The 11,804-nt window shown below is 64.5% G+C and carries 14 protein-coding genes and 1 pseudogene; 4 read left to right on the top strand and 11 right to left on the bottom strand.

All coding sequences use genetic code 11. The features are described from left to right. Nucleotides 1-17: 17 nt before the first annotated feature. From AB0I10_RS12380 to AB0I10_RS12365, 4 genes and pseudogenes are all read right to left on the bottom strand, one after another. A complete protein-coding gene (locus tag AB0I10_RS12380; protein ID WP_363152356.1) occupies nt 18-419 on the bottom strand; it encodes a hypothetical protein in 402 nt (133 codons plus the stop codon). Further along, complete coding sequence (locus tag AB0I10_RS12375; RefSeq protein ID WP_363152355.1) at nt 365-952, bottom strand: hypothetical protein; 588 nt, start codon at nt 950-952, stop codon at nt 365-367. The genes AB0I10_RS12380 and AB0I10_RS12375 overlap by 55 nt, the downstream gene beginning before the upstream one ends. 137 nt (nt 953-1,089) lie before the next feature. After that, nucleotides 1,090-1,512, bottom strand: a complete 423-nt coding sequence (locus tag AB0I10_RS12370) for a hypothetical protein (RefSeq protein ID WP_363152354.1) — start codon at nt 1,510-1,512, stop codon at nt 1,090-1,092. 785 nt (nt 1,513-2,297) lie between these two features. After that, nucleotides 2,298-3,034: pseudogene (locus tag AB0I10_RS12365) on the bottom strand (IS5 family transposase). 326 nt (nt 3,035-3,360) lie between these two features. On the opposite strand from AB0I10_RS12365, the gene AB0I10_RS12360 reads away from it, so the two are divergent. From AB0I10_RS12360 to AB0I10_RS12350, 3 genes are read left to right on the top strand one after another with little or no spacing between them, the layout of a single operon-like run. Further along, nucleotides 3,361-3,987, top strand: a complete 627-nt coding sequence (locus AB0I10_RS12360; protein ID WP_363152353.1) for a hypothetical protein — start codon at nt 3,361-3,363, stop codon at nt 3,985-3,987. 1 nt (nt 3,988) lies between these two features. Then, nucleotides 3,989-4,921 carry a hypothetical protein gene (locus AB0I10_RS12355; RefSeq protein WP_363152352.1) on the top strand — a complete coding sequence of 311 codons (933 nt, stop codon included), beginning with the start codon at nt 3,989-3,991 and terminating at the stop codon, nt 4,919-4,921. Continuing rightward, on the top strand, nt 4,918-5,517 hold the full coding sequence (locus AB0I10_RS12350; RefSeq protein ID WP_363152351.1) for a response regulator: 600 nt from the start codon (nt 4,918-4,920) through the stop codon (nt 5,515-5,517). The genes AB0I10_RS12355 and AB0I10_RS12350 overlap by 4 nt, the downstream gene beginning before the upstream one ends. Nucleotides 5,518-6,212: 695 nt before the next feature. Here the strand turns inward: AB0I10_RS12350 and AB0I10_RS12345 are convergent. From AB0I10_RS12345 to AB0I10_RS12320, 6 genes are all read right to left on the bottom strand, one after another. Further along, on the bottom strand, nt 6,213-6,647 hold the full coding sequence (locus AB0I10_RS12345) for a hypothetical protein (protein WP_363152350.1): 435 nt from the start codon (nt 6,645-6,647) through the stop codon (nt 6,213-6,215). Then, nucleotides 6,644-6,883 (bottom strand): hypothetical protein, encoded by a 240-nt coding sequence (locus AB0I10_RS12340; RefSeq protein WP_363152349.1) that lies wholly within the window; start codon nt 6,881-6,883, stop codon nt 6,644-6,646. Before AB0I10_RS12340 ends, AB0I10_RS12345 begins: the two co-directional genes overlap by 4 nt. Next, nucleotides 6,880-7,269: an HK97 gp10 family phage protein gene (locus AB0I10_RS12335; RefSeq protein ID WP_363152348.1), complete on the bottom strand. Its 390-nt coding sequence runs from the start codon at nt 7,267-7,269 to the stop codon at nt 6,880-6,882. The genes AB0I10_RS12340 and AB0I10_RS12335 overlap by 4 nt, the downstream gene beginning before the upstream one ends. 8 nt (nt 7,270-7,277) lie before the next feature. Further along, on the bottom strand, nt 7,278-7,697 hold the full coding sequence (locus AB0I10_RS12330; RefSeq protein WP_363152347.1) for a DUF6093 family protein: 420 nt from the start codon (nt 7,695-7,697) through the stop codon (nt 7,278-7,280). Next, the gene (locus AB0I10_RS12325) at nt 7,687-8,058 is read right to left on the bottom strand and encodes a hypothetical protein (RefSeq protein ID WP_363152346.1); all 372 of its coding nucleotides are present in this window, start codon (nt 8,056-8,058) and stop codon (nt 7,687-7,689) included. Before AB0I10_RS12325 ends, AB0I10_RS12330 begins: the two co-directional genes overlap by 11 nt. Before the next feature lie 386 nt (nt 8,059-8,444). Then, on the bottom strand, nt 8,445-9,260 hold the full coding sequence (locus AB0I10_RS12320) for an MFS transporter (protein ID WP_363152345.1): 816 nt from the start codon (nt 9,258-9,260) through the stop codon (nt 8,445-8,447). A gap of 394 nt (nt 9,261-9,654) precedes the next feature. Between AB0I10_RS12320 and AB0I10_RS12315 the strand changes: the two genes are divergently transcribed. Continuing rightward, nucleotides 9,655-9,933, top strand: a complete 279-nt coding sequence (locus tag AB0I10_RS12315) for a hypothetical protein (protein ID WP_363152343.1) — start codon at nt 9,655-9,657, stop codon at nt 9,931-9,933. A gap of 407 nt (nt 9,934-10,340) precedes the next feature. Here the strand turns inward: AB0I10_RS12315 and AB0I10_RS12310 are convergent, their stop codons facing one another. Further along, nucleotides 10,341-11,393, bottom strand: coding sequence for a phosphotransferase (locus tag AB0I10_RS12310; RefSeq protein WP_363152342.1), 1,053 nt, complete (start codon nt 11,391-11,393; stop codon nt 10,341-10,343). Nucleotides 11,394-11,804 lie beyond the last annotated feature (411 nt).

Genomic DNA, 11,804 nt, shown 5'->3' with positions numbered 1-11,804 from the left:
CGCGCCCCTTTCCCGCTCTACCCCTGACGCTGCTCCCAGCGGCCGCGCGGAACGAGGCCGATCCGCACGCCATACCCATCGGCCCCGTCCGGGACCTGCTCCTGCTCGGCGCTGATCAGCTCACAGCCGACGCACCGCACCGTGGTGGTGACGTACGCGTACCGGTCACCACCCTGGGCCTCGTCCCACTCCGCCGCCCGAGTGCCGCACTGTGAGCACACGCTGGACCGGTACGCCTCATACGCGAGCGCCTTCGCCCGGTCCGTCTCCGACCAGCGGCCGTCACCCGCGCCGAGGAAGAAGCTGTGCGGAATCCGGTAGCGGTCGCACAGCCCCAGCTCCGCACGGAACTGTGCGTCCGCGATCAGTCTTTTCCCAGCTCCACGGAGCTGGTGCGGACGATCTGCTGCGCCTGCCACGCCGCGGCGAACAGCGCATTGGACTCGGCCACCGGCCATGAGTCCAGGAGGTCCTGGGCGTCGTCCTCGGTCATTCCCTCGACAGCCTTGCCAGCATCGTCACGCTCGATGTGCGCGGCCGCGATCAGCGCCGCGGGGAACGTCTCCGGGTTCCAGGCATCCCCGTCCTCAGCCTGCGCCTCCGTCGGCGGGAACCGCTTGATCAGCCCGTCCAGCACGGGCCGGGGCAGAGCCTTGAACGTCAGCGCCAGGGAGACCTCGCCGAACGCCTCCCGAGCCACCACGAGGTCGTGCTCCGCCCGCTCCGTCTCCGCGCTGGTGGTGCGCTCGGCCTCCGCGTCGGCCATGCGGCAGCGAGCTACCTCCAGCTTCGCCTGCTCGAGGTGCTTCTTCGCGGCCAGGTCGTCGCAAATCTGCAGGGTGTGCTCCGGAAGCTGCCGGGCACGGAGACGAGCCAGCTTGCGGGCCCAATGGGCGTCACGGGCAACAGCGTTCGCGGGCGGTGCAGGGGTGGGACGGGTGGTGCTGGACATGCAGGACTCCACACAGAAGCGCGATGAGGGGGAACAGGTGGGGAGCCCGGCCGGACCGTGCGGCGGAGCGCCGGAACGGAGGGGGATGGCGCTGCAACGCGCGCAGGCCGGCCGGGCAGTTCAAGGGGGCGGCCGGGCTACTTCTCGATCTTCGACTGGGCGCCAGCCGGGATCTCCGCGTCCTGAGTCGGCTTCTCCGTGATCGAGAAGTTCACGGTGAACTTCGCCGCCTCGTTGTCCGTCGAGTAGTTCGGTGAACGGGAGCCGATCCGCACAGGGAAGACGTCCATCGACCGGGAGGTAGGCACGTCTCCCTTGCGGAGGAAGACGACCCAGCCGGTGTCGTCCTTCTTCAGCAGCTGCTCGATCTCGTCCGACACCTTGTCCTCGTAGAACCCGAGGGACGAGTCATCCGCCTGATCGGTGCCCGGGATCTTCGACTCGAACGTGGAGCCCAGATCCGGTGTCTCGATCGCCTGATTCGACAGCGACCAACCGTCGATCGCCGCAATCGCATTCGTGAGATCAGTGCCAGCGGTCAGCTCCGGACGAGTCGGCACATGACCCGGGTCAGCGACCGTCTTCAGCCACAGGACGCGAGTGACACCGCGCCGCGAATACTTCTTTACCTGCAAGGTCTGCTGTCCGATTCCGGGACGGCAGCCAGACGTTGCGAGTTGAGATGGCCCCGTCCCTCGACGAAGAGTCGGGGAACCGGCCCATCCCGGATTGGGTGGGCGTCCGCGCGGGGCCTTCGCGGTAAGGGTGCTCCCAGGCTTAGCAGGCAATGCCCAGCTCGACGGGCGGCACGGAGATCACGATACCGTCGCGTAGGTGACGCCAATGAGTCGGCCGCTCGCCGACCACCACCGCCCTGCCGGCCACAGGCTGGTGGTCCAACTGCCTGCTGTAGCGGTGATACACCCGCTGGGAGGGGAAACCGAGGTCCGGACACGACCTCGATGTGGCGACGCTGGAGACCTGTACCAACACCCCCCGGCGAAGCCATTCTGGCGCTCAACTCTGATCCCAGTAGCCCCGGGAAGGAGCACGTCCGACAGACAAGCTCCCAGCACTCATGACCGGGGTATTCCCCTTGATGCGTCGGTCTGTTTTCAGCTTCGTGTCGGCATACTCTCTTCATGGACCCGGGAGCAGCGGTAGTCCTTGGTGCTGGCATCGGTGCGGTGGGCGCCGCTCTCACCGCCTTGGCGACTGCATGGGCCATGCGATGGGAGTCGCATTTTCACGCAAGCACCACATACAGGCAGTGGCGACGTGAAGCCCGTCGAGACGCTTAACTCGCTGTTGTAGCTGCTGGGCGCACTATGAGCTCATAACAGGATCATGAGCGGCCCTTCTTGAGGAGTCTCCAGCAGATGAGGCTGCAGGCCAACGAGATGAACGCGTCATGGAGTTCGGTTCGGCATTCCCAGCGGACGGCGAGGCGTTTGAACTGGTGGAGCAAGGCGAAGGTCTGCTCGACAACGTAACGGAGTTTTCCCCGGCCCTTGATGTTCGGGGCGCCCTTGCGGGAGATGACCGGCAGGATGCACCGCTTGCGCAGCTCACGCCGGTTGGGGTTGGAGTCGTAGCCCTTGTCACCCAGAAGTGAGTCGGGGCGGCGGCGCGGGCGGCCGGGGCCGTCCCGCCACGGGAGGGATGCCGTCAACGAGGGCGAGGGTCTGGGCGACGTCGTTAACGTTGGCCGCGGTGGTGATGACCTTGAACGGGGTGCCTCGTCAGTCGCAGATCAGATGGTTCTTGCTGCCCGCCTTCCACCGGTCGACCGGCGCCGGACCGGTGTCGGCTCCCCCTTTTTCGCGCGGATGCGGGAGCCGTCCACGCACGCACGGGACCAGTCGAGTTCGCCGGCCGCATGGAGTTCGGCGAGCAGGATGCGGTGCAGGTGGTCGAAGACCCCGGCCTGCTGCGGTCCGGGCGCCGCCAGCAGGTCTGACCCGAGCCGAACCCCAGCTCCAGAGGCAGGAGTTGCCAGGCTATGTCGTTGTGGAGGACGTACAGGATGCCCTGCAGACGCAGCTGGTCCGTCACCGGCCGCGGCACCGGCGCCTTCTCCAGCCACGGAGGCAGCAGCGGTCCGATCAGCGCCCACAGTCATCGTTTTATTCAATTTGCCCGCGTAAATACATACCCCGGCGCGACAAACACGGACGCATGGTGCAGCATTGAAGTGTGTCTGGAGATTACGGACACCTGGAAGCGCCGCGCCTTCCGGACACAGGGGCCGCAAAGGTCCCCGATCTGTTGCGTAGCCAAAACGACCGAGTCAATTGTGCGCGCCGCCGCTCAGATTGGTGCGCGCAGGAATACTGACGTTCGGAGACCCATCAGATCCTGGACTCAATCCGGCGGCAGTTGAGTCCAATCCATGGGAGTGACTGAAGATGATCGTCCAGTGGTGCGTGAAGGGGCTTGCACTTGAAAATGATCAAGAGGCAAGGGATCTAATAGATTCCAGCCGTGGAATCTGTTGCAACTGGTGGCGCCGGGTCGGAACCATCTCCCCTAACTGGACCAGAGGCAAGCTGACTCCTCAAAATCTTGATCTCCACATAAATCATTTCACAACACCGGACCCGGCTACGGGTAACCCATTCAATGTCGACACTCCTTTTATCTCCTTGTCGGCTGGCACCATGGAGCGTGACGTGGCAGCTCAGACGAATATCGTTCACCGTGCCCGTGTGACTGCACTATGGTTTGGCACGGATTTCGGACGCAGGGATCAATGTTATCTCTACCTCTGCTGGGTCGTAGTTGCCCCTCGTCGCGCAGTTGAAATTGAAGGAGTAGCGGAAGAGCCGAGGGATCTTAACACTTATCGACGCTACTCCGCTTACCAGACCGAAGGCGAGATAACGGCTAAGGTGCTCATCCCAGACAATCAAATCATGGGCTGCGAAAAGTGGGAGTGGGATCAAAGCGCAAATATATTGAGAATGGAATGGCTCCACGCTAATCCACGCTTTACCCCTCCGGAGACGCTTTCTAACGTGAGGGAGCTGATTTGACATGAGCATGTCTCACGTTCACGATATGCGGATTGATCCAGAAAGGGTTTCTTCCGCAGTCGAGTTCTTTGAGTCCTATGCGAATTCATGTCTAGCTGAACTAAATTCACTGGGCGATAAAGGCATCTCATCACCCATCCGGAACGCCCCGGATGGCGGCAGATGGATAGTTTTGAGTGACGCCGCATCAGCTTTGAGAACGGCCTCCGAGTGGGCGATGCTATCCGATCCGGATCGCGCCCTGGCTCTCCTCGATCGATGCGGAACATTGCTCCACGAGCTGAACTATCCCTTCGGCAGTTTCTTGAAGGTTGTCGCCGGACCGTGGTTCGAAAATCCGCCCATCTCGAATTTCGGCCAATGGATTGAAGACGTGGTACACGTGAGCGGGCTGGAGGGTGATCGACATAGAGATACTGAAAACGGGAGCGGTATTCCGGCGACACTCCTACATCCACAGCAACAGGCATACCTCGTCATGGCGGCGGTTTCCTCACCTCTTGTATCTTCAGAATTCCGCACACCACTTCAGCAGATCATACTTAGATCTCCTCACAGAGTTGGCGTAACACCTGTGGGTGCTCTGGGGACCCCGATTCGGCGATTTTGGGCAGTCGCCGAGGCTCTGACCATTGGGGGAAGCGAAGGTGCCGCGGTAGTGGCCGAACACCTGGCGGAGATGAGTCAGAAATACGCCGAGTCGGCTGAACTGGCGATGACGAATGAATATTGCTGGCGCAACGCAGCATCTCCTATTGACATAGTGGATGTCGACGTGACAGGGATCGTTGTAAGCGCCGCGCGAATCCTTGGAAGTCGTGCTCTTGGTCATTCCCTGGAGTTGCGGATTCCCAACATTCATCCTCTGGGGCGAGTACAGCTTGAAGTCGCCCTGGAGGTGACACATAGCGGTCCTCCTGGAGGAGCACAATGACCGGCCTTCAGACGCTCACCTTGGCGATCATCCTTCTTGTACTCGTGTGTTCCCTTCTCTTCTTGAGAGGCGGGAAGGCGAAAATATCGATGGCTCAACTCGTCGATCTGGAGATCGAGGTCGGGGAAACAAATAGAAATGAAGCGAAGAAGGCCGTCGTTCAAGCCGCCGAGCGGCGAGGTGATCGTGAGGTGCAGCCCGCTATTCAAGAGATAGACCGGACGAAAAGGGCTCGCGTGGCGCGGGTGCTATGGGTCGATGACAATCCAGACTACAACCTCTATGAAACGCTGGCATTGGAGCAACTTGGGCTCTTGGTCACGAAAGCTACTTCAACCGAGGCTGGCATATCCTATTTCGATAATTTGAATTTCTCGTTGGTCGTTACCGACGCGCAAAGAGGGTCTGATGCAGAGGCTGGCATGACTCTTCTGAAAGAGCTGCAGCGGGTCAACCCCGACATCCCGGTGATCGTCTACACGATGGGCTCCGCTGACAAACGAGAGCAGTTGGTCAACGCGGGAGCGCGGGCAGTGGTCGACACACCCAGCGAACTGATCAAAGCGGTACTCAACGAACAGGCAAGCGCGGCGTGATCCGCAGGCGTGATCATCCGGCCAGTAGGTCACAACGAGAAGGCCGCGTCAGAACCGTGCCAGATCGTGCCGGGAACCACGGGGAACACCGGACCCCAGGTCGGCGGTCAAGCACGCTCCGCCACAACTCCGTTGCAGGTCAGCCGGACAACCGCCAGTAGATCCCCCAGGCTTCCCAAGCTGATGGCCTACAGCACGATCTGATCTACTTCAGGCTGCGCAGGTGGTAGGGCTCGAAGGCCCCGAGCCTCTCATCGGTGTCCTTCGCCTAGTCGTTGCCCTCGCATGGGAGGTGACCCGTGTTGGCTCGGGACTCAACCGGGTGCAGAGAGGGGAGAACACTCGACGAAATCCATTTGGAACCAAGTTCGGACTCGAGACGGTAACGGCCCCCGATCAGCGCGCCCGCTTGCCCTGTCTCTGCCATGATCCCTCGCTCGGTAACGCCGATGCGGCTTCAGCCAGAGTACGTACCGGAGAGGTCACTGGTGGCCTTGTCGGGACGGAAATCCGAGCCCGTAGCACGGCCGTGACGAAAGGGCGCCGACGAACCCAAGTGGTCATCGACAGGCCTGTGCCCGCCCCCGGGCTCGAACCGGGAACTCTGCGCCGATATCCCCAGGGGGCCGGTACCGCGCACCTCTACCAATTGGGTCAGGCGGGCTGGGCGCCGTCCGAGTCGGACGGCAGGAGACTCAGGTGTTACCGGTGGCGCTCAGTCGGTATCGCTGCGAGCTGGTCACCACGCCCTGAGCGGAGGCGGTGGTGTCGGTGCCGTCGTCGGCATCCAGCTCGCGCCCCCAGACATCAACTCCGGGTATCTCGAGCGGATACCGCCAAGCGCCCGACGGCGCGCGCTCCAGGACGGCTCGACGCCCACGGTCAGCCATCCACTCCGCCTGATCGGTACGGCCCGCGACCGAGGTCAGCTGATAGACGAGTTCGGCATCCTCAGACGCATCCGCCAGCGGCGCACCACCCAACGGTCCGCCGAGGGGATACAGCACCGTGTACGGCACCTCGGCAGGCTTCCCGTTCACCACCGGCAGCGTGCCGAGACCGCACGGTCGGCCCGTCGCCTTCACGATCAGGTGTTGGAGCGCCTCGGACACTGGCGCGCGGTCGATCATTCGCCGTCCTCGGTGAAGAACGCGGCAGCGGGCCCTTCGATGGACAGCGCACCGTAGCGGCACAGGCCCAGCGCATCCCACTCCGGCATGCCGGGTGTAGTCAGCACGGACAGGGACCGCTCGCCTTCGTCGTCCAGCACCTCGGCGACGACAACGGCGCGGGCCAGCATGCCCCGCTCGTGCTCGGCCAGGACCTCGGCGAGCGACTGCTCCATGTCCACGGTCAGCGCACTCACAGCGCCTCCGTCACGGCCTGCCCGAGAGCCCGCACCAGTGCTGGCCCGGTCTGGTCAACAGCCGGTCCCAGGTGCGGATAAGGCGGCTGGTTGTAGTGCCGGCCGAGGCTATCGACGTCGACGAAGCCGAACTCCAGACGCCGAGCCTGCCGTGCCGCAGTACCCACCTCGGCAACGACAACGGGACCCGAGCGGTGCACGTCGCTCATCCACGAAGCCCGGTACTTGCCAGTGACCACGCGGGGACCAGGGCGCCCTGACGCATTGTGCTGCACATGCTTCACCAGAGCCTGGGCACTGTGCCGCATCACCGTCTCCGTCGCCGACAGCGAACGCTGCGCCCCACGGTCCAAAGCCGAAGCCAACGCTCCCGCGTCCGTGAACACGCCGCCACTCACGAGGCGGCCTTCCGGTTGTGCTCCTCCAGCCACACCGTCCGCAGCACTGGGAACGAAGACACCTCACCGAGGGCCGCCACCCGGTACGTGCGGCCAACCGCCTGCTCGTCCCGAGCCTCCTCGACCAGTACGGAGTCGTCCTCCTGCACCTCCGGGGCGGCAAGCGGCAGCAGCATCCGGTAGCCAGGCCGGACCTCGTCCACCCAGGCCCCGTCGCCGTTCCCCTTGCCGCGGATGCGGTCCTGATGCGCATACAGGCCAGCCCTGTCGGCGTACACGAGCAAAGGCGGTGCGGGAATCAGATCACCAGTCTCCGGATCCAGCATGTCCTCTCCGCTGCCGCGGGTGATCTTCACCCTGTCCGGCATGAGGTGACGCTCCGCGAACCGGGCTATGCCCGTCTGATCAAGCAGCACCCGCAGCCCACTCCCTCAGCTGTGCCAGCACACCGCGAGTCAGCTCGCCCGGCTTCCTGTCCAGGTCGCCGCGGTCGAGCACCGCATCATCGAGCTGCTGCCAGTCCACGCTGTCGAGGAATCCGATGACGACGTGCCGCACGTCTGCCGGCTCCACGAGCACCTCGGCCAGCCCCTCGAACTGCATGCCCTTCCAGCCCTGCTGCACATACAGCGTGACCTCAGGCCCCTCGTCGACGGTCTGCGTAATCCGGTACGCCTCCACAGCGGACGCCACATCGTGACCATCAATCTCGATCACCGCAGCCTCATCGGGACTGGCAGCTATCCGTACACGGCGGAGGTCCTGGTACGCGCTCATGATCCCGACCCTAGGTGCGCGAAGAACGCGCCCTTTCAGCGTGCCGGCCAACCCCTCAAAGCGAAGAACCTGGCGAAACCGACATGGGCCTGCCGTCTGACACTGTCCCGATCGTGAGCGCATAGAGCGACCGCCAGCCCGAGCCCTCCAAGCAGCCGCACGGCAGACACCAGAAACGTCTCCTTGGCTGCCGTAGCGTGAACCAGGTCCTATCCGAGCTGCTGGCTGCATTGCTCGAACCGTGCTCCGCCCTGACAAAAAGGGGCGGAGCACGTCTGCAGCCCGTCCCAACACGTGCTGGCCGTGAGCGGCCACTCCGTGAACACCATTGGGAGATCTGGCTCAGCGCGTGGCTGTGAGCGGGGCGCCACTAAGCAGCGGGGAATCTAGGGTCGACCGGGATGGAAGTCTCCGGACGCTGGCGGATCAGTGGGCATCACGGCACGAGTGATCAGCCCCAGGGTGGCCCAGTCGCAGCGGCGGTGGGCTAGGAGGTCGATGGAGCGCACCAAGGGCGTCTTCAGCGTGTAGTCGAGACCTTCGAGGATCTCGGCCCATTGGCCTGATGCCAGCGAGCGCGGGGCCGGTGCGGGTTCACGGTGGCGGATGCGGAGCAGGCACCACGCACTGATCAGGTACGACAGGGAGTCAAGGGCGATGGCGCGGGCCGCGCCGAGCACGGCGACCAGGAGGCCGCCCGCGTTGGTGCCGGCCAGGTCTGCGAGAGACGCAGACGCCCCGAGCTTCGCGTTGCCTTCCTTGAGGTGCTCTTTGTCCAGGAGCGCCGGGAGGTAGCTGATCGACGCGTTGCTGCCGATGACCTGCAGCGCGGCCACGGTGAACGCGACGAGGTACAGCTGCACCAGCGAGTTCTCAGCGAACCACGCCGCGAGCGGGACGCTGGCCAGTACGGCCGCGCACCCCAGGTCGCAGCCGATGATGACGGGACGCTTGCGGTACCGGTCGGCGAGCACACCCGCGTGCAGGGACAGCAACAGATGCGGCAGCTTCCCGGCGAACGCGATCACGGCAACATGCATCGTCGAGGCATGCAGATCCACGACCGCGATCACCGAGATCCCGATGGTGGTGATGCCGCTGCCCGTGATCGTGATGGCCTGGCCGCCCCAGTACCGGCGAAAGTCCCGGTTGTGCCACAGGCTGCCCGGCCGGTCGGAAGCCTGCACGCTGCCGCTTCGCATCAGCTCGTCTCCTCACAGCAGCCAGTGGACGGACCTGGGCGGGATGGGGCGTGCTCGCGTCCCGCCCCAGTGGCATGACCTGCGGTGGCCGTACGGCGACGAACGGCGTCGCGGAGGGCAGTGCCAGCAGAAGAGCGGGCATCGCCGTCACGTAAGACGATCGCGTGGTGAAAGTGAGGACGGCAGCGTCGTCGAGGACGAGCTGCTCGTGACGGTCCAGGACGCGTCCGTACGCGGCGAAGAACACCTCGGCGAGATGCGTTTGCCTGGCCCACAAGGAGGCACACCGGGCGAAGTCCACGACAGCTGGCAGGACTTGAGCTCGACCGAGACTGGTCAGTGACAAGGTCTGACCTTGGATGTTCCATCGCCACGAACCGGTGCCGAAAGTGCCGTGGCAGAACGCCACCGGCAGCTTGTCGCTCTGTTCCAGCAGCTTGTCGGCACTTCTGCGTACGGCCTCGGCCTCCTCAAGGCTGAGCCACGTGGCGGTGCGGTCGAGCAGGCGGACGATGTGCTTGACGTATTGGTCGAGGTGCCGGGTGGCCTGCGCTCGTGCATCATCGATCTGCTCGACGCTGTCATGCAGGACGGCCAGCAGGCTGCCGGCGTCCTGATGGATGCGTGGCAGTACGTGCAGGGTCGCCGCGTCGTCGACGGGCCTTCCGCGTGAGTGCGTAGTCAACAAGGTGCGTAGCCGTGGCTCGCAGGCGATCATGCGTGGCCCGTGGGTGGGGCCGAGGCGGTGGATCGCGGTGCGGTAGGCGAGGATCTCGCGGCGAAAGTCGATGTCGGTACGGGGCACGCGTATGTCGATGAGCCCTTGCGGTGCCGAGACGCGCCAGGCACGTGCTCCGCTGAGGTCCTTCGGGAGCGGCCAAGGCGTGAGCGTGCCGATGTGTGCCTTGGCCCATGCGGCCACGTGGGCCGGTATCGGCGTCGACGGCATGGGCGACACCTGGCGGGTTCGGGAAGAGGGATGCGGGTTCATCTTCGGGGTAGTGCCCTCAAAGTCGATGGTGATGAAGTGCGTCTCCTGGAACGCTGGGTCGTCGGCGAGTCGCATCGGACGGGCGCTGGTTATGGGATGTCCCACCGGCCCGGCCTGATCGCTGCGAGCGCGGCTTCGATGTCGTCGAGCTCGTCGAGGAGGCGACGGATGGTGACTTGTCGCTCGACCCAGTACCTCTGCAGGTCGGCCTCCGCCGGGGCGGGCAGACCATATTCGGATGTGGTGGCCCCGTACAGGCTGAACAGCAGATACAGCAGAGCGACGCGGGCGCAGGCCCGTACGTCGGCGTAGGGCAGTCGCGGATTCTCGAAGCGGTAGGCCCCTACCAGGCGGATGGCTCTTTGCCGCCAGGACGGGCTGTTCGCCACGGTCCGCGGATCGAACGCTGCGCGCCCCAACTCCCATGCAGGCAGGCAGGTCTCTCCCTGGAAGTCCAGGACCGCAGTGATCACATCTTCCTGAGCCAGGAGGTTGGTGCGGGTGAAGTCGGCGTGCCCTGCCTGGAGCACAAGCTGGTCGGGCAAGCGGCTGCGGAGGCGGGGCACATGGGTTTGCAGGTCGTCTCGGCGCTGCTTCAGTTCCTCGCGAAGCTGGCACAGCCGCGGGTCGTGTTGTTCGGTCGCGCGGGCCAGGGCGGCCTGGGTTGCCGAGATGGCGGTGTCGAGGGGCGCGGTCCGCCATCTGGTTTGACGGATGCGCGCCGGCGGTGGATACGGGGCCAGGGTGAAGTGGATGCGTCCAAGCAGCAGACCGATGTACTGGGCGCGCGGTACGGTCATCGGCTCGGTCGCGACACGGCCGGGCATTTCATCGGTGACCACCCAGGCCGTGCTGTCGACGAGGGTGAGGAACTCTCCGTCCCGGTTGGGCCAGACTCTTGGGGTGGGAACTTCGGCGGTGCGGCAGAACTCCGACATGGTCCACGCGGTCTTGGCTTGAGGCAGGTCGGCGGACGTGAGGTACTGCTTGACGAAGATCCGGCGAGAGTCGGACAGAGTGACGCGCCGGTTGATGGTCTCAGTGCCGATCGGCACAAGTTCAGCTGAGGCCACTTCGACGCCGTACCGGTCGGACAGGACCTTGGCGAGGATCTCGTCGCCGCGCACGGTCTCTTCCTGCATGTGCGTCACCACCCGACAGCGCGGCGGGTGTGCCCGGTCCCGGTCGCGGTGGTCAGTCGACTGCGGCACGCGGTCGGCAGGATCTTCACAAGGGAACACCTTTCGCTTCATAAGAAATCGCGGGAGTCCTCAGAGTTTTCGGGGCCAGTCGGGATCTCCCATGCCTCTGACGATCGACCGCCACAGGGAGTCGCATGGGCGTGGCTGCGATGGGACGGCCGAGGCATCAGCACGGCGCTCCCGCAGGGCGGATGCTCAGCCACGGAGGGCCAATCCTGTGCTCGTCGTAGCTGCTGTGCCCGCCGAGTTGTCTAGGGCCAGCCGATCTCCTGCGCCACGAGCCAAACGATGCCGAGCCATCCACCGCCGAGCACTACGAGGACCAAGAGCAGGAGGACGACCGTCGCGGTG

Source organism: Streptomyces sp. NPDC050636, from assembly GCF_040654775.1.
GTDB lineage: Bacteria > Actinomycetota > Actinomycetes > Streptomycetales > Streptomycetaceae > Streptomyces.
The sequence above is the reverse complement of the archived record's forward strand: the minus strand, read 5'-3'. Positions and strand labels throughout refer to the sequence as shown.

Bases quoted from the DNA above. Each gene is read 5' to 3' on its own strand.
- AB0I10_RS12375 (WP_363152355.1), bottom strand. From the start codon at position 952: ATGTCCAGCACCACCCGTCCCACCCCTGCACCGCCCGCGAACGCTGTT.
- AB0I10_RS12360 (WP_363152353.1), top strand. From the start codon at position 3,361: ATGATCGTCCAGTGGTGCGTGAAGGGGCTTGCACTTGAAAATGATCAA.
- AB0I10_RS12355 (WP_363152352.1), top strand. From the start codon at position 3,989: ATGAGCATGTCTCACGTTCACGATATGCGGATTGATCCAGAAAGGGTT.
- AB0I10_RS12350 (WP_363152351.1), top strand. From the start codon at position 4,918: ATGACCGGCCTTCAGACGCTCACCTTGGCGATCATCCTTCTTGTACTC.
- AB0I10_RS12345 (WP_363152350.1), bottom strand. From the start codon at position 6,647: ATGATCGACCGCGCGCCAGTGTCCGAGGCGCTCCAACACCTGATCGTG.
- AB0I10_RS12325 (WP_363152346.1), bottom strand. From the start codon at position 8,058: ATGAGCGCGTACCAGGACCTCCGCCGTGTACGGATAGCTGCCAGTCCC.
- AB0I10_RS12320 (WP_363152345.1), bottom strand. From the start codon at position 9,260: ATGCGAAGCGGCAGCGTGCAGGCTTCCGACCGGCCGGGCAGCCTGTGG.
- AB0I10_RS12310 (WP_363152342.1), bottom strand. From the start codon at position 11,393: ATGCAGGAAGAGACCGTGCGCGGCGACGAGATCCTCGCCAAGGTCCTG.